We start from the raw sequence: 16,585 nt of genomic DNA on the forward strand, positions 1-16,585 counted from the left end.
CCCCGGTCCACGCTGGGTGAACGGCGACCTGGTGGTCTGCTGTGGCCTGGCGAGGACTGTTCTCTGCCTGGTCGGTGGGGAGTTCCGCTACGACAGCGGAACTGTGGGGTGTGATCCCGCGCTGGGCGGCAGCCCCATGGCGCAGGTGCATCGCGGACCGCTTCCGAAGGACGCGAAGCCGGGCGAGGAGTGGTGCGGCCGACGTACGTTTGGACGCCATGCGGATCACGAAATACACCCACGCATGTGTACGCCTTGAACATGATGGCCGGGTTCTGGTCATCGATCCCGGGACGTGGAGTGAGCCGGCTGCTCTGACCGGCGCGGACGCTGTACTGGTGACGCACGAACACGCCGATCATGTCGATGTCCTTCGCCTGGCTGGGCTCGGCGTGCAGGTCTACGCCCCAGCCGAAGCGGATATTCCACGGCTGGAGGTCACCGGGGTTGCCTCCGATGCGGAGTTCAACGCTGCCGGCTTCCGGGTACGAGCGGTCGGCGAGCGTCACGCGTTCATCTACGGCGGCCAGCCGGACTGCGCGAACCTCGGCTACATCATCGACGAAGCGGTCTATCACCCAGGTGACGCGCTGCATGTCCCCGAGCAGTCGATTGAGACGCTCCTGGTGCCGGTCCAGGGATCGTGGATGAAGATGGCGGAGGCGATCGACTTCGTCAAGGCGGTCAAACCGCAGCGGGCGTTCGCGATACACGATGCCCAAATCAACGATCGCGGCCTCAGCAGTGTCAACGGCTGGCTCACCCAGGAGACCGACAGCCGCTATCGGTATCTGCAGCCCGGCGAATCGATCTGAAATGACCTCGGCGGTGGGCGCTGACGTTCGATGTAGGCCACTCTGCGGCAAGCGGTGGAACAGAGCCGGTAGCGTTGACCGAACTGGATCTTCATGAGTGTCAGCAGATCCGGCAGGGCTCTGTGACCTCGCGTTTGAGGGATGGGCGCGCTCTGCATCGGGTGGAGCAGTAGCGGGGCAGGTTGCCGACGTGCGTGCGGCTATCCCGGCGGCGAGAGCGTGGTGAAGAGGTACGTGCAACGGCTCCGCGAAGCCTTCCCGCACGACGATCCGCCCCGCAAAGCGCCGTCCGTGCGCGACGTGACCAGCTGGATCACCCCCCACCCCGACCGTCTCGACGACGACCAGGCCCAGCAGTTCAAGCAGATTCTCGCCCGCTGCCCCGCCCTCGGCCGCACCGCCGAACCCGTCCGCGCCTTCGCCGAGTTGATGAACGACCGTCGGGGCCAGGACCTCGGTCAGTGGATGGATGGCGTGCAGGCTGACGACGTGGCCGCCCTGCACAGCTTTGTCAACGGCTTCGTCAACGGCATCGGTAAGGACCTCGACGCCGTCGTCGCCGGGCTCAGCCTCCGCTACAGCTCCGGGGCTGTCGAGGGACACAACAACAAGATCAAGATGGTCAAGCGGCAGATGTTCGGCCGCGCCAACTTCGACCTGCTCCGCAAGCGGGTCCTCCTCGCGGCGTGAGGCCGTTCATGATCGCGCTTGTGGTGACCGTCTGTGGCCCCGGCACTGAAAGTGATCCAGAACCCACTTTCAAAGACCGCCGACACGCGGGAGGCGGCTCGGGGAAACCCACCGACGGAAACGTCGGGAGGGCGCCCCGGCCGACCCCACCTGGTCCCCACCCGCGACCACAGCGTCGCCGAGCAGTCGAAGAACGACCGGTACTCCACCAACTGTCAGCGGTTGGCTCGCTGGATCCTGCTACCTGGCCGGATGGTGATGGCGCTTTATGAGAAGAGCACTGTCCGCAGGGTCCGTGTATCCAGAAGTCGCCGGTGGGGGTGGGAGATCGTTTCGTCATGGTGCCTCTGCCTCGGGCAAGCGAAACGGTCGAGGATTTTCTGTCTACATGCGTGCAGGCGCAGGTGATACCGAGGCCCGCGCTGCGCGGCGGTCGAGCTCTCGGTTCTGGGGCATCTCACCGCAGGGAGAGAATGCTCCGGCCCTGTCGATTTTGCGGGGCTGAGCCGTCCAGGGAAGTGCCCCGGATCGACATGAGGACCATCAGGGCACCGCCGCAGACAATGCCCGAATCGGCGAGGTTGAACACCGCGAAGTGCTCTACGGAGATGAAGTCGACGACGTGCCCGCGAAAGACCGCGGGCGCCCGGAAGATCCGGTCAGTCAGATTGCCGAGCGCGCCCCCAAGCAGCAGGCCCAGGGCGACAGCCCACGGAAAGCTCTGAAGCCTACGCGCGGCACGCGCGATGACCACGACAACCGCGACCGCAATCGCCGTGAACACAGCAGTGAAAGCCTGGCCCGAGCTGAAGGCCGCACCCGAGTTACGGAACACCTGAAGCGTGAGCACGCGGCCCGCTATGGCAACGGGCTCATGACCTTCCAACCGTGAGACAGCCACAATCTTGCTGCCAAGATCCAAGGCGTAGGTGAGAACGGCTGCCGTCAGCAGAGCGGTCAGAGCCAGTGTGCGCTTGCCGACAGCACGCGTCGCTGTCTCGGGCTGGTATCGCGAAGCATGGTGGGTAGTAATGATCTGCTCCATGGATGCCGAGCCGCCCTGGACAACACCACATTACAAGAGCCCGCGAGGGGACGCGGTGGGGACGACCAGGGCGGCCGGGGTGGTGGATGTTCCGGTGATAGGTGTGTCGTCCATGGTGCCGAGCGCCCGGCCTTCCCTGCGTTGCGGGGAAGGCCGGGCGCCAGGCGCGCCCACTGCTCGTCGGTCAGCAGGCGTATGCGCCTGCTCGTGGTCACCGAGGCTGGTAGGCGGTGGCCAGAACGGAGACGGTGACCTCATCAGGCAGGAGGCCGTCATCGTTCAGGTTTGCACGGCTCACGTGGCGTGCGCTCGGTGTCATCGTCACCAGATCCAGGGCATCCAGCCTGGTCAAGGGTGCGGTGTACTCCACTTGTTCGGTGACGGTGCCCTCGAAGTATGGGTCCAGTGCCCGGTGCAGGCGCTGTTCCTTGGCCGGGTCGATCGTGACCATTGCAGGCAACCGGTCGCGCAGCTCGGCCAGATGCCGCTGGGTAGGACGGACCACGATCAATCGGCCGGTGGGGCGGAGCACGCGGTGGAACTCGGCCGGGTTGCGCGGGGCGAACACGTCCAGCACGACATCGGCCAACCCGTCGGCGAGGGGGAAGGGACGGAAGACGTCCCAGGCCACCGCCGCAGCTCGGTCGTGGGCACGGGCTGCCGAGCGCAGTGCACGCACCGAGGTGTCCAGACCCAGCCCACGGGCGCCGGGCAGCCGGTCGAGTACGCCGGCCAGGTAGTAACCCGTGCCGCACCCCACGTCTACAACCGTGGCCTGCTCAGCGGCGGCGTCGGCTGCCAGGCGGGCCCCGACGTTGCGGATGGGCGCGTAGGTACCGGTGGACAGGAACCGGTTCCGGGCTCGGACCATGGCCGCGTCGTCGCCGCTGGTGGCGCGGGTGCCGGTCAGCAGGCCGGCGTAGCCGTGGCGGGCGATGTCGAAGGTGTGGCCCACCGGGCAGCGCAGTGCGCCGCGGCCGGGGTGCAGATGGCGCGTGCGGCATGTTGGGCAGCGCAACAGGCCGAGGGAGAGTTCGAGGGCAGGGGGAAGCGACACGGGCACGAGGCACTCCTGGCAACAGTGAAGGGAAAGGGAAGAGACCGTGCCTGCGCGTGCTCGGAGCCTCACTGCCTCCGGAAGAGACGGGCAGCGTGGGGCGCGTGGTTCATGCAGCAGGCACACCAAGGAGGGCGACGCCGTCCGGCATCGCCCTCAATGTCTTCCGATCACAGGAAGCAGCAGTGCGGGGTGCTCATGAATGCCACGTCATGGAGTCTACGAGATCCGCGAAACCCCTCATGCCCCAACGAAGTTGAGGGACACGTCCTAGATCATCCTGCGCGACCGTCAGGTGAACTCATCGGCATCGGAAGGGGCTTGGAGGGGCACATCGTGTCGTGTGCTGGGATCGTCCCCTTGAGTAGATAGGCGTCGACGACCGAGTCCACGCACGTGTTGCCGTTCTGGTACTGGCCGTGGTCGCCGCCGCCGGTGACGGTGACCAGGCGCGAGCCCTTCAAGGCCTTGTGCGCCCGCAGCGCGCCCTCATAGTACGTGGCCGGGGCATGCACGGAGTTGAGCATGAGGGTCGGCGGCAGTCCCTTGCCGGTGACTTTGGTGTGCGGGGCCTGTGACTTCGGCCAGTACACGCATGTCGCTGCATAGGCCAGCTCGCGCGCGCCGACCAGGGGGTACTTCTGCGTGTCGTTGGCGCTCTGCCGCAGCCAGTATCCAAGGTCGCGGTTCCACGGTGTGTCGTTGCAGGTGACGGGGAAGTATGTGGCGTTGAAACCGGGGGAGAGGTAGTTGGAGAACGCCTTCCGGACCAGCTGACGTTCCGCTGCTGTCGTTGTGTCCCAGTGGTCCAGTGCGACGAGGACGGAGGCCAGCGGGCGCCACCCCTGATCGGCGTTGTAGAGCGCCTGGAGGGTGAGGTTGTCCAGTTGGTTGGGACCGACCGTCAGCGAGCCGATGGTGATCGGGTGATCGTGCAGCGAGGCGCGGCGAGCCTCCCACCTGGTCTTCGCCTCGGCAGCCGTGCTCCCGTAGTGGTAGACGGAGTCGTACGTCGCGATCCAGGGCAGGAAGTCCTGTTCGAAGCGGCGCTGGAAGCTCATCGGCTGACCGAGTTCGGCCTGTTGCCAGGTCCCGTCGAACGCCAGGTTGCTGTCCAGCACGGCGCGCTCGACGTGCTGCGGGAACTGCGTCGCGTAGTACGCCCCGAGCCAGGTGGCGTACGAGGGGCCGTAGTACGTGATCCGCTGCACTCCGAGCAGGGCACGGAACAGGTCCAAGTCGTGCACGGCCTGATCCGTATTGAGGTACTTGACCAGATCGCCGCTGCGCTCCTGGCAGTCCTTCGCGAACTGCCGGGAGCGGTTAACGACGCCCTGGAGCGCGGCGGGGGAGCGGTCGCGGAAATCGCCGGCGTAGAAGCCCTGGAACTCGGCGTCGGTCTGACACGTGGCGTGCGAACTGCTGCCGACGCCGCGCTGGTCGAAGCTGACCACGTCATACGCGGCGCCGACCGCGGGTGAAGCCTTGACGAACCCCGCGGGCCGGCTCAGCCCCGAGGCGCCCGGTCCGCCGGCGGCCATCATCAGCACCCCGCGCCGCCTGGCGGGAGCCTCGGCGCGGTGCCGGGACACCTCGATGGTGAGGTCAGTGCCGATGCCTGGGTGATGCCAGTCGCGGGGCACGGTCATCGCCGCGCACTCCAGCGTCGGTGCCTGGGCGCACGGCTGCCAGTCGAGCTGCTGGCCGGCGTAGCGGGCCGCAGCGGACGGCGGCCCGCCGACCGGCCCGGCCTGAGGCGTGACCTGTGCCGCGGCCGGCGCCACCGTCGCCGCGACGGCCGCGGCCATCACACCCGATACCGCGGCCGCAGGCCACTGCACGCTGCGGAACGCGCACACCGAAGACGTGAACCTCGAGAACCTGGACATGGAGAACCTGGACACCGAACCCCCTCACCGCCGTGCTGGGGCGCGCGGCGTCTGAGTCGATGTTCGGGCCCGGACGACGATCGGTCGATCATGCTGATGCCCGTCTTGCGGGTGGTGCCAGCACCACCCCGCGCTGCACCGGGAGCGGTGCTGGTGGCGGCCTTGTACGCCGCCTGGCTGCACAGCGCACGCTGGAAGACACGTCGCCGGTCGCGCTGGCCGCCGACCGGCCCCGCCACCGTGGCTGTGGGTGTGCTCCTTCGCCCCGGACATCAGCACCGACGAACGGGCCAAGCAACACGATTCCTCCTTGGCCATCCGCGGGCTCTACCCGTCCCTGCGCCTCAACCTCGCTGCTTCCGCACCGTACGGGGAGTGAGCCGGGGTGGCGGCGGGCTCGGCCGCAGTGATGAGGGTCACTATCGGCTGCTTTGTGACAAAGGCTGCAAATGCGGGTGAATCCTTTGCTTTGGTCAGGCATTCGGTCATCGTCGTGGGGGTCCGTTCGTCCGTGTCGTACTGAGATGGCCAGCCCCAGGAGCAAAAACAGAATGCAGAACTCCCGTTCCGTCCGTCTGCTGCGCCGTGCGGCCCTCGGCTGCGCGGTGGCTGTCTCGTTCGCACTGGCCGGTGCCGGTACGAGCGCAGGCGCCGCAACCGGCGCCGGTGCGCAGGCCGTCCCTGTCGGCGCACCGAGCGCTTCGATCGCCCACAGTGCGGCGACGTACGGCCGGACCGTGGCACTCACCTTCGACGACGGCCCGGGACCGTTCACCGGTCAGGTCCTGAAGCTGCTCGCCCAGTACCACGTACAGGCGACGTTCTGCCAGATAGGCAACCGGGCCGCCGCGAACCCCGCCCTGGTCAAGCGCATCCTCGCCGACGGCCACCGTCTGTGCGACCACACCGTTGACCACCCCCAGCCGATGCGTACCCTCCCGCACGCCACGCAGGTCCACGAGATCACAGCGGCCAAGGAAATGATCAGCAAGGCCGGCGGGCCGGGCACCCGGATCAGTTGGTTCCGTGCCCCCGGCGGCGACTTCAGCCCCGAAAACCGCCGGATAGCCGTGCAGGACGGTCTACGCCCGCTGGGCTGGACCGTCGACCCCCGTGACTGGTCGCGCCCCGGTGTCGCCTCGATCGTCGCCACCGTGAAACGGGAACTGCGCCCCGGCGGCATCGTCCTCATGCACGACGGCGGCGGCAACCGCAGCCAGACCGTGGCGGCCCTGCGTGAACTGCTCCCCTGGATGACGCGTCAGGGCTACAGGTTCAGCCTTCCCGCAAGCTGACGCAGCGGCTTCAATCCGACACACCTGGGACCCGACGAGGTCTTCCTGGACACCTCCACGGTCTGCGGAGCGACGCACCGCCCACAGGCCAAGTCGAGCAAGAGCACCGCACGCCGAGCGACTGCCCCTTTCCGTACCCGTGACCGGCCCACCCCAGGCAAGAGGCCTAACGGTAGTTCGTTAAATCCGGCAGTAGAGATCAAGACCGTGTCCGATGGCAACCGCGTCGATCAGGGCCTGGAGCTCAGAGGGCGGGTCCTTGTCCGTCCAGGCTTGCCACCACCGGCGGAGGGTGATGGCGGGGGTGAGCCAGGAACGGACGGCCCGTAAGGTTCTGGGCCAGTAGGGCAGTTGGTGCTGGTGGGGTGTGGCTGGGCCCTCGTAGGCCGGTGGTAGGAGTCAACTGCCGTGATGGGGGCTGAAGATGACTGCTCGCACCAGTGGTTCGCACCCCCCGGACCACCTGATACCACCGCGCCGGATCCGTGCCCTGATCACGGGCCAAAGAATCCGTCGGCCGTGGGTTCGAGTCCCACCCGCCCCACCAAGCAGGTCTCTGACCTGCGGAAACGTCTCTGCAGGTGTTCGGATTCAGGACTTTGACCCAACGGGCTTAATCCGCTGCTCGCGCGTTCGGTGGTTCTGCAGGTCGTCGTTGGTACATCAGTGACCTGCACTGATGAGTCGGCTCACGACCTGGCAAGGTTCAGCAGAGGGCTCGGCCAAGATCTGGGCAGGAGAGTTGGGACGCAGTTGGGACGCGAGGAAACGGAGAGTTCGCGAGAGGGCCGTCATGCCGGCTCCTGCTGCCAGTGTCGACGCAGTGGTGGGCAGGCTTGCGGTGGCGCCGACGACCAAGTCGCGCCGGACCGGTAGTTCGTCCGCTTCATGTGGTGAGTTGTTCGCCGCTTCGCGGGGCCTGTCGGGCACCGACCGTCAGCACCTGTCAGCTGCCTCTTGGAATCCACACCAGGACCTGGATGATCGCCGCAGTACGTAAAGGCGCCGGGGGAGTCAACCCATGTGCCGGGCCGCAGAAGCGGTCCGAACTGAAAACAGCCTGGCAAGCGCACCGGATCCGGGCATGCTCACGTTAGCCGCACCCGTGAGTAGACGACGCATCAGGCACGCCGGGACCGTCCGGCGACTTTCGCCTCTGAGGGGAACGTCCACGGATGTGCCTTACGGCCGTGGCTCCGTACCTACTTGCGCACATGAATTCGTGGCTCCGGCAGGGCAAGCCCACACCCAAGCCGTACTCGCACTCGCCGGCCGCCGCGTCACGTCCTGTGGGCCTTGCTGCGCGACGGACGATGCTACGAGCTCGCACCGCCCACCGCCCACCGCCCACCGCCCGCGGCCCACCGCCCACAGCTCTCGCCGGGGCTGGTTGCCCGGGCGGCGGGCCAGGCCCTCCGGCCGAGGGGCTGACAGCCAGCGCCGTGATCAGCAGGCCCGCCGGATTCGATCCTCCAGCGACAGTTCTGCGGGGCCTTACACCCGGCAGGCTCTGAGTCACGCTTGCTGCCGGATGCCGGGGAGGGCAGGTAGGACGCGGGTCAAGAGGAAGTCGAGGAAAATTTCGGGCCGTTTGTAGACGGCGAAGTGTCCGGTGTCCTCGATGAGGGTGATTTCCTTGACCGGTGCCTGGACGTCATCGAAGAAGGTGCGGGCACGAGCGGGTGTGTTCACCAGGTCGCAGGCGCCTTGGACGACGAAGAACGGGATCTCGAACCGGGTGCCGTCCGCCCAGTCGTCAAGGAAGGCGGTGCTCGGCAGTACGGGGGCGGAGACCATGAAGCTCTTGAAGAAGGTGATGATCTCGCGCAGCGAGTGCAGTGGCGAGTACCACAGCGACTTCATCACCACGGACTTCATCGCGGCAAACGTATGAGGGTCGCTGGCGGAGGCGAAGCGGCTGAAGTTGCTGAACTGCTCTGCACTCCAGGCCCGTTGGTCCGGCCCCATCTCGCGTACCGTGACCAGTTCCTTCTTCTTGCCCGCCCGCTCCAGCCGGTCCAGCGTGGCGTAGTAGTCGGAGGTGTCCCGGCCGCCATCGAAGATCTTCTGGTCGGCGCCGACGTACGCAGCGACCAGATCGGGGCGGCTGCGCGCAATGCGCATCGCTATGGCGCTGCCGAAGGAGCAGCCCATCAGGACGACCCGCCGCACTCCCAGACGCTCGCGTACGTGCTCCACCACGTCCACGGCGTCCCGAACGAGTTGGTCGAAGGTCAGGTCGCCCTGGCTGCCGGCGCCGGAGCGACGCAGGGTCTTTCCGGTACCCCGCATGTCCCAGCGCACCAGGGTGACGTGCCGCTCCCAGTCGCGCGAGAGGCCCGCCAGGATCGAGTTGGACGAGCCCGGGCCGCCGTGCAGTTCGACCACGACCGGGTTGGCGCGATCCTCGCCACGGATGGAGAGCCAGTGATCGAGTCCGCCGATCGTGACGTAGGACTGCTCGTCGATGCCGTGGTTGCTGTTGATGCGCAGCCGGTCGGCGTTGCCTGAGCGGACGATCGCACGGCGTGCGAGGAGACCGGCGACAGGGGCGGCGACGGTGGCGCCGGCGGTGACGGTGAGAACGGTGCCGAGCATGGAAACCTCCGGAATCGGTCGAACTCAGTAACTGTGTACGTTCTACACGGTTATTTGTTGTGTATCTTATACACAGTTAATGGGGCGGGTGGCAACACCCTTGATGGCGCTGAGATCCGCAGACGGCCATCACCTGCGGAAAGGAGCCGAATACGTGCCGGCGAACAAGGAGAGCAACCGGGACCCGAGCGCCAGCCTCGCGCTGTTGTGGGGTGAGGCCGACAGCCGTCCGCGTCGTGGACCGAAGCCGAAGTTCACGCCCGCCGAAGTGGCCCGCCGCGGCATCGAGATCGCCGACGCCGAAGGACTCGACGCCCTCTCCATGCAGCGAGTCGCCGAGATGCTCGGACTCACCACGATGGCCCTCTACCGCTACGTACCCGGCAAAGCCGACCTCGTCGACCTGATGGTCGACACGGTCCTCAGCGACCCGCCCGATCTCGACCAGGTCCCGGGCAACTGGCGCACGCGCCTCGAAGCCTGGGCCCGGGCCTGCTGGGACATCTACCGCGCCCACCCCTGGATCCTGACCGCGACGGGCCTACGGCGACACGCCATGGGCCCGTACCAAGTGGCCTGGCTGGACACGGCTCTCGCCGCCCTGGAACCGTCCGGGCTCACCGCCCGACAGCGTCACGACGCCGCGATCCTCGTCCTGAGCCTGGTCCGTAACCTCACTCAGGAGTCACTCGACTCCACCGAGGATGGCGACAAGGAGTGGGACCGTCTCACCACGCAGCAACTCGCCCTGCACGCTGCCCGGTTCCCCGCTCTGACCCGCGCCATCGCCGAAGGAGCGTTCACCCCCACAGGCAGAGACCCCCTCACCTTCGGCCTCACCTGCGTACTCGACGGCATTCAAGGGCTCGTGGAGTCCGCCCCGCGCACATAGCCGCCATCGCTGCCGCCCAGATGTCGCCGGACGTACCTACCAACCGTGCGAAACCGAGGTCGCCCGGATGGTCCGACCCCAGGTACCGCGCGCCGCGACGGATCTGGACGAGGAACCGTAGCCCCACCCGAGGCCAGCGGACCCTGTCGGGTCAGGTGTCCGCCGCGGCAACAGCCGCGCGGAACTCCTGCGTCATCAGGGCGACCGAGCCGTGCTGGACAGGCACCTCGCCCAGCTCGCCCGACACCTTGGCTATCGCGGCACTCATGAGCTCGTGCATCGCCGCGTCGACCACCGGCCGATACTCCTCGGGGATGTCCCGGGTGTCCTGGACGGCAACCATCGTGCCGAAGCGGGTGCCGATCCACCCGATCGTGGTGACCTTCCAACCGAGCTGACGGGCCGCTTTGCGCATCGCGGCCCTGATCAGTTCCACTCCGCCCAGGCCGACAGCCTCCTCGTCGTCCAGATTTACCTGGTACGAGCCGCCGAAGCCGCTACCACCCTCCGGACAGGCACGGCGTAGCAACGGGACGAGGGCCTCGGCCATGGCGATGCAGCGACGGTCCTTTGCATAGGAAGCCGGTCGCGCATCGTAGAACCGCGGCCCTGCCCCGGTCCGTCGTACGGGGGCCGCTCACTCACGTCGTCCTGCCTTGTCAGCGGCGAGTCGGTTGCAGGCGTTCGATGCGGTCAAGGTCGCCAGCGAGAAGGTTCCGGTGGTTGATAGTGAAGTCTCCGTTGAGCAGGGTCTGCCCTTCGCCGTAGTACCTGCCCACAACGGCGGCGGGAAGGAAGGAGCGCAGACTGTGGCGCATGTTCCTGGGGTAGTCGACGGGTTCGCCCCACCCGCCAGGGGCTTGGTCGGTGGAGAGCAGGACCCAGTGGTCCACGGGCACGGCGGCGTCGAGGTCCGGGGCCGCTCCCGTGTGGCTGTCCAGGGCCGGCACGGTCAACTGGTCGGGGTCGTGGGGCGGGTACCACAGCAGCAAGGGCTTGGCGCGTTGCGTGTCGGCGTTGTCGAAGCAGCACACGGCGATGGTGTGGTCAGGAAAGTGGTCGGCGTAGAAGCCCAGGAGGTCCGGGTCGAGGTCCGGGCGGCGGTGTAGCGGCACTTGCCGCAGCGCGGTGAGCACTGCGGTGGGGTCGGTGGCCAGGAGCACCGTGTAGACGTCGTGGTCGAAGACCTGGACGGGCTGCGGTTCCGCGCTCATCCACGCGATGTCGTCGGCTCCGGCGGCGACGGGTTCGACAGCGGCGACCATGCGGCGCAGGACGTCACCGGTGCGGCCAGTGGAGAGGAAGTGCCTGGGCGTGAGCTGCCTGGTGGGCAGGTGCAGCAGCATGGCGTTCGGTCCGTCCGCCAGATTGACGGCGGTGTTCTGGTACCCGAGGACGTGGATCAGGCCATGCACCGGGTGGTGCTGCCTTCCGCAGTACACGATCGTGCCGGAGAACGCGGCCTCACCTGTCGAGATGCACATGGCGGAAAGGTACCGCTCACCCGTCCGGGATGAGTTCGGTGGCGGCGAGGCAGGCGTCGATCAGGTCGGGGCGGTGCTGGATCTGCTTGGGCCTGCGCTTCACGGCGCTCTGCGGGTTCGGGACGGACACGACATCACCATGACCGCCTCGTCCCGCAACAGTGCCTTCCACCCCCGCCGTCCCATCACCGAGGCGGTCGCCGAACTGGCGCCGGGCGCCCGCACCGACCCCGTCGATCCGGTCGACCCGTACATCGTGGTCAATCTGGGCGTCCTGCCCGGCAGCCCGTTCGTCCACCGGGTACCGGACCTGTGGAAGGCGTGCGCCGAAGAGCGTCGTGACGTGGTGCGCCGGGCTGGCATCCGGCGCTGGCCGAAGCCGCCGAACGCATCGACGCCTCGACTCTCTTCCCAGGGGCGCCATCACTTCGCCAGCCAGCCACAGCCGGGCGGCGCCGGGATCGCGGGAGCGGGATCCCGCGGGTGCCCGCCCGGCCAGCAGCGCGCGCAGCGTCGGCGGGGGCGACACCCGGTGGCAGCCCTCCCCATCCAGGGCCGCGAGCGCCCGGACCACCTGAGCCCAGCCGCCAAGGGCCTGGTCGGCTGCGCTCGAGGCCCAGACGGAGCGGAAGCCGGGAGCGCGCACCACGGTCTGGTCGGCGAACCGGGTCTTGCTGCCCTGGCCGGCCCTGGCGGCAGCACCAGCCCGCTGCGCCCGACCCGCGGCCGCCAGCGCGTCGTCAAGCTCCGCCAGCAGCGGGCCGCGTCCGACGAAGGGGAACACCTCCACAGATCGAGATCAGGGCGTGTGGGGGCGTAGCGTGGTGACGGTGACGAGCCGCGCGGAGAGCGGAGCGGGGGTGCGTCTGGCGGAGCTGGTGGCCGCGCTCTCCCTGGGCGTGGACCTGGGCTTCGGCCAGCCGATGGAGCACGTGCTGCGCCAGTGCCTGATCGCGTTGCGACTGGCCGAGCGGCTCGGCCTGGACGACGACACCCGGATGGTCGTCTACTACACCGCGTTGCTGGTCAACGTCGGCTGCCACTCGGACGCGCACGAGCAGGCGAAGTGGTTCGGCGACGACATCACGCTGAAGGCCGGCAAGTACGCCCACGAGCAGCGCAGTCTGGCGGGTGCGGCGGCGACGCTGCGGTTGATCGGATCGGGCAATCCGCCACTGCACCGGTTCCGGGTCGGCCTGGAGTTCACGCTCGGCGGGTTCCGCGATATGAACGGGATGATCAGCTCGCACTCGGCGCTGGCCCGCGAGCTCGCCCTGCGGCTCGGTCTGCCGGACGCCGTGCAGGAGGCGGTGGCCTGTTCGTACGAGCAGTGGGACGGACGCGGCTGGCCGGGAGAGCTCAAGGGCGAGGCCGTGCCGCTGCCCTCCCGGCTCGCTCAGCTGTCCGAGTACGTCGAGGTGGCACAGCGTCTCGGCGGGACCGGCGCGGCCACGGCGCTGGCCAGGCGTCGGGCGGGGACGCAGTTCGATCCCGGACTCGCGGCCGAGTTCTGCCGGGAGCCCGAGGAGATCGTGGGCGGACTGGACACGGCCCGTACCTGGGAGGCGGTGATCGGGGCCGAGCCCGCGCTCGGCGTGCGGCTCGGCGAGGAGGAGTTCGACGCGGCGCTGCTCGCGGTCGCCGACTTCGTGGATCTGAAGTCCCCGTACACGCTGGGCCACGGCCGTGCCGTGGCGGCGCTGGCCGAGGCGGCGGCGCTCGGGCTGCGGATGGATCCGGCCGAGGTGACGACGCTGCGCCGGGCCGGCCTGGTGCACGGCCTGGGCCGCCTCGGCGTCTCCAACGCGATCTGGGACAAACCGGGACCGCTGGGCGCGGGGGAGTGGGAACGGGTACGGCTGCAGCCCTATCTGACGGAGCGGATGCTCCGGCAGTCCCCGGCGCTCGCCCCCCTGGGCGAGGTCGCCGTGCAGTACCGCGAGCGGCTGGACGGCTCCGGCTACCCGCGCGGGCTCGCGGGCGGCGCGATCTCCTGGCCGAGCCGGATCCTGGGCGTCGCGGACGCGTACCAGTCGATGATCGAGCCGCGCCCGCACCGGGCGGCGCTCCAGGCGGCGGAGGCCGCCGCGCAGCTGCACGCCGAGGTCGCCGCCGGACGCATGGACGGCGAGGCGGTCGCCGCGGTGCTCGCGGCCGCGGGGCACCGCACGCCGCGGCGCGGCGCCGGGCCCGCGGGCCTGACCACCCGCGAGATCGACGTGCTGCGGCTGCTGGCCCGTGGCTGCAGCAGTAAGGAGATCGCCGCACGACTGGTGATCTCGCCCAAGACCGCGCGCAACCACATCGAGCACATCTACGCCAAGATCGGGACCTCGACCCGGGCCTCGGCCTGCCTCTTCGCGGTGCAGAACGGTCTGCTCTGAGAGCGGGGCCGGCTCCGGGAACGACGACGCGGACGACGGCGCCGAAGATGAGGCATCCGCCCCATGTGCAGGGCACGGCATGGGCCTAGCGTCGAGGCAGAACGTCGGACCGTGAATCGAGGCAGTCATGGGCATCAGAAGCACACTATTCGCGGTGACCTACGACCGGATGATGGCCAAGGCCGAGCGGCAGGGCCTGACCGACCTGCGCCGCCGGGTGATCGCCGAGGCCGACGGCCGGGTGCTCGAGATCGGCGGCGGCACCGGGGCCAACCTCGCCCTCTACGGCGAGGGCGTCGAGTCGCTGACGGTCACCGAGCCCGAGCCGGCGATGGTCCGTCGGCTGGAGCGGCACGTCGCGGAGCGGGCTCCGCGCACCACGGTCCTGCGGGCGCCGGCCGAGGACCTACCGTTCGAGGACGACAGCTTCGACGTCGTCGTGTCCACGCTAGTGCTCTGCGGGGTGAGCGACCAGCAGCGGGCGCTGCGACAGCTCGCCCGGGTGCTGCGCCCCGGCGGGCGGCTGCTCTTCCTGGAGCACATGCGCTCGGAGGACCCGAAGGTGGCCCGCCACCAGGACCGGATGAACTGGCTCAACCGGCTGGTGGTCTGCTGCGAGTGCAACCGTCCGACGCTCGACTCGATCCGGGCGGCCGGATTCGTCGTCGACCACGTCGAGCGCCAGGTCTTTCCCGCGAGTCCGTCCTTCGTCGGCCCGGCCGTGCTGGGCAGCGCCAGGCTCCCGGCGGCGACCCCGTCCGGACGCGACTCGGCCACGGCCGTGCCGGAGAAGGCCGCGGGCGGCTGACGGGCCGTGCGGCTCAGGGGGGGCGGCGCGGCTTTTCGTGTTATGGACTCGCGCCTCTTGCGAGTGCTCTCATTGGGTCTTATGCGGAGATGGGGGTCCAGCAACACGGGCTGGTGGTTACTCGTCACGGTCGCTGTCGGCGTATCGGCGATCTCCTGGTTCGCCCGCCTGCTCCCCGGTCTCGTAGGGGGCGTCGTCGTCGCCGTGGGCGCAGGCGTCGGTGCGGTGGTGTCACAGCGAAGCAAGGAACTCATCGACGACGGTGCGCGCCCAGCACACGACCTGCGCGGAACTGAGAGCGAGCGCGGCCAGGTGAAGCACTCAGTTGGTCGACTCGGGCGCGCAGTCACACTGCTTGATCGCAACCGCACACAGACCCCTACTCGCGCATCGGACACCGTTCTCCGTCGTGTGACGAGCAGTCCGGGTGTAGACGTTGCTTGATGAGCACCGGGCGCCCCGCGATACGCCGCGTCGATCGACTCACGCCCATCCTCGAACGGGGCGCGTCCTGCGTTCAGGCCGCGGCGCGGAAGACGTACGCCATCATCGGGGCGGTGACCGGCCCTGGGCCCAGACGGGCTGTCATCTCCTCGATGACGGTGGCCCGGACGGCTGATCCGTTGCCGCGCTCCTCGACGGCGGCGCGCACCGGTGTCCCGGTGAGGTAGCCGGTGGCAAGGTCGGCGGTCGACGCGGCCCGGCCCTGAAGCGTCAGCTCCTGCTCCTCCTCGACGGCGAACCCGACGGCCGTCAGATCGGCGACCACGACGGCGGGGTCGGCGTAGCCGTGCGGAACCGTCGGGAAGAACCGTGGTGGGTCGCCCGGAAAGGCCCGCTCCAGCCCTGCCTGCAGCGCGACTTCGAAGCCGTGCGTCCCGAGCGGGCCCCAGGTGTTGAACAAGAACCGGCCGCCCGAGGCCAGCACCCGCCTCACCTCGGTGAAGGCCGCAACCCTGTCGGGAAAGAACATCACGCCGAACTGGCAGACCACCAGGTCGAAGCCTCCGTCCGGGAACGGCAGCCGCTGCGCGTCGGCCTGCCGCCACTCCGCACCCGGGGCTCGGGCCGACCCGAAGGCGACCATGGTCGCGTTGAGGTCGGTGGCCGTCAGCGCGGCCGACGGTGCCGCGGCGAGTAGGTTCGATGTCAACACGCCTGTTCCCGCGGCCAGTTCGAGGATGCGCCGAGGGCTGAGTGCCGCTGCCCTCGCGGTCAGGTCCTCGGCGAAGGGCCGGAAGACCACGGGCACGAGGTACTGCTCATAGGCCGCTGGCATGGACTCGGACCACCGCTGGTCGGCATTGATTCCCGTCACCCTCATGACGGTAGTGGCGCACCCGCAGACCTCTGCCCCGCCGCGCCGCCCTGGAGCCGGCCCGGCCTGACAAGTCGGCGGGGCAAACGTTCTCTGGCGCGGCACCAGGGTTCAGCTCACGGCCGGGGGCTCCGGCCGGATCGGCCCGGAGCCCAGGCTGGTCCTGCGGAGTGATCCGTGGGCGGTATTGAAAGTGTTTGGGGCGCTCGCCCCAGGGTCGGGCGGCGCCGCGCAACCAGAGACGGGCGCCGGGACACCCCAAAGAGTTGGGGTTCCGGAGCCGACTCGGTGCGCCGAGGATTTTCGGTAT

The 16,585-nt window shown here is 68.8% G+C and carries 14 protein-coding genes and 1 pseudogene; 8 read left to right on the top strand and 7 right to left on the bottom strand.

The window, feature by feature from the left end:
* Positions 1-218 precede the first annotated feature (218 nt).
* The 3 genes and pseudogenes from ACFY1E_RS47185 to ACFY1E_RS47195 form a co-directional block, all read left to right on the top strand.
* Positions 219-815, top strand: a complete 597-nt coding sequence (locus tag ACFY1E_RS47185) for an MBL fold metallo-hydrolase (protein WP_389088623.1) — start codon at positions 219-221, stop codon at positions 813-815.
* 234 nt (positions 816-1,049) lie between these two features.
* A complete protein-coding gene (locus tag ACFY1E_RS47190) occupies positions 1,050-1,505 on the top strand; it encodes a transposase (protein WP_389088625.1) in 456 nt (151 codons plus the stop codon).
* Positions 1,506-1,655: 150 nt separating this feature from the next.
* Positions 1,656-1,757: pseudogene (locus ACFY1E_RS47195) on the top strand (IS5/IS1182 family transposase); the annotation flags it as partial.
* A 205-nt stretch (positions 1,758-1,962) separates the two neighbouring features.
* Here ACFY1E_RS47195 and lspA read toward each other — a convergent pair.
* The 3 genes from lspA to ACFY1E_RS47210 all read right to left on the bottom strand — a co-directional run bounded on the left by lspA (position 1,963) and on the right by ACFY1E_RS47210 (position 5,496).
* Positions 1,963-2,550 (bottom strand): signal peptidase II, encoded by a 588-nt coding sequence (gene lspA, locus ACFY1E_RS47200; protein WP_389088627.1) that lies wholly within the window; start codon positions 2,548-2,550, stop codon positions 1,963-1,965.
* A 211-nt stretch (positions 2,551-2,761) separates the two neighbouring features.
* Positions 2,762-3,613 (bottom strand): methyltransferase domain-containing protein, encoded by an 852-nt coding sequence (locus ACFY1E_RS47205; RefSeq protein ID WP_389088629.1) that lies wholly within the window; start codon positions 3,611-3,613, stop codon positions 2,762-2,764.
* A 269-nt stretch (positions 3,614-3,882) separates the two neighbouring features.
* Positions 3,883-5,496 (bottom strand): alpha/beta hydrolase, encoded by a 1,614-nt coding sequence (locus ACFY1E_RS47210; RefSeq protein WP_389088631.1) that lies wholly within the window; start codon positions 5,494-5,496, stop codon positions 3,883-3,885.
* Positions 5,497-6,047: 551 nt separating this feature from the next.
* Between ACFY1E_RS47210 and ACFY1E_RS47215 the strand changes: the two genes are divergently transcribed.
* Complete coding sequence (locus ACFY1E_RS47215) at positions 6,048-6,791, top strand: polysaccharide deacetylase family protein (protein ID WP_389088633.1); 744 nt, start codon at positions 6,048-6,050, stop codon at positions 6,789-6,791.
* Positions 6,792-8,306: 1,515 nt separating this feature from the next.
* Here ACFY1E_RS47215 and ACFY1E_RS47220 read toward each other — a convergent pair.
* Positions 8,307-9,389 (bottom strand): alpha/beta fold hydrolase, encoded by a 1,083-nt coding sequence (locus tag ACFY1E_RS47220; RefSeq protein WP_389088636.1) that lies wholly within the window; start codon positions 9,387-9,389, stop codon positions 8,307-8,309.
* 154 nt (positions 9,390-9,543) lie between these two features.
* Between ACFY1E_RS47220 and ACFY1E_RS47225 the strand changes: the two genes are divergently transcribed.
* Positions 9,544-10,281 carry a TetR/AcrR family transcriptional regulator gene (locus ACFY1E_RS47225; protein ID WP_389088638.1) on the top strand — a complete coding sequence of 246 codons (738 nt, stop codon included), beginning with the start codon at positions 9,544-9,546 and terminating at the stop codon, positions 10,279-10,281.
* Positions 10,282-10,432: 151 nt separating this feature from the next.
* Here ACFY1E_RS47225 and ACFY1E_RS47230 read toward each other — a convergent pair whose 3' ends face one another.
* Together ACFY1E_RS47230 and ACFY1E_RS47235 are read right to left on the bottom strand one after the other, a co-directional pair.
* Entirely contained in the window at positions 10,433-10,831 is a 399-nt protein-coding gene (locus ACFY1E_RS47230) for a hypothetical protein (protein ID WP_389088641.1), read from the bottom strand.
* Positions 10,832-10,940: 109 nt separating this feature from the next.
* The gene (locus ACFY1E_RS47235; protein WP_389088643.1) at positions 10,941-11,765 is read right to left on the bottom strand and encodes a hypothetical protein; all 825 of its coding nucleotides are present in this window, start codon (positions 11,763-11,765) and stop codon (positions 10,941-10,943) included.
* Positions 11,766-11,904: 139 nt separating this feature from the next.
* Between ACFY1E_RS47235 and ACFY1E_RS47240 the strand changes: the two genes are divergently transcribed.
* From ACFY1E_RS47240 to ACFY1E_RS47250, 3 genes are all read left to right on the top strand, one after another.
* Positions 11,905-12,585: a hypothetical protein gene (locus ACFY1E_RS47240; protein ID WP_389088645.1), complete on the top strand. Its 681-nt coding sequence runs from the start codon at positions 11,905-11,907 to the stop codon at positions 12,583-12,585.
* A 10-nt stretch (positions 12,586-12,595) separates the two neighbouring features.
* Complete coding sequence (locus ACFY1E_RS47245) at positions 12,596-14,149, top strand: HD domain-containing phosphohydrolase (protein ID WP_389088648.1); 1,554 nt, start codon at positions 12,596-12,598, stop codon at positions 14,147-14,149.
* A 154-nt stretch (positions 14,150-14,303) separates the two neighbouring features.
* Positions 14,304-14,957, top strand: a complete 654-nt coding sequence (locus ACFY1E_RS47250) for a class I SAM-dependent methyltransferase (RefSeq protein ID WP_389088650.1) — start codon at positions 14,304-14,306, stop codon at positions 14,955-14,957.
* Between the two features lie 517 nt (positions 14,958-15,474).
* On the opposite strand, the gene ACFY1E_RS47255 is transcribed toward ACFY1E_RS47250, so the two are convergent.
* Complete coding sequence (locus ACFY1E_RS47255; protein ID WP_389088653.1) at positions 15,475-16,281, bottom strand: class I SAM-dependent methyltransferase; 807 nt, start codon at positions 16,279-16,281, stop codon at positions 15,475-15,477.
* Positions 16,282-16,585: the final 304 nt, after the last annotated feature.

Origin of the sequence: Streptomyces sp. NPDC001604, from assembly GCF_042893475.1 — a bacterium.
Lineage (GTDB): Bacteria > Actinomycetota > Actinomycetes > Streptomycetales > Streptomycetaceae > Streptomyces.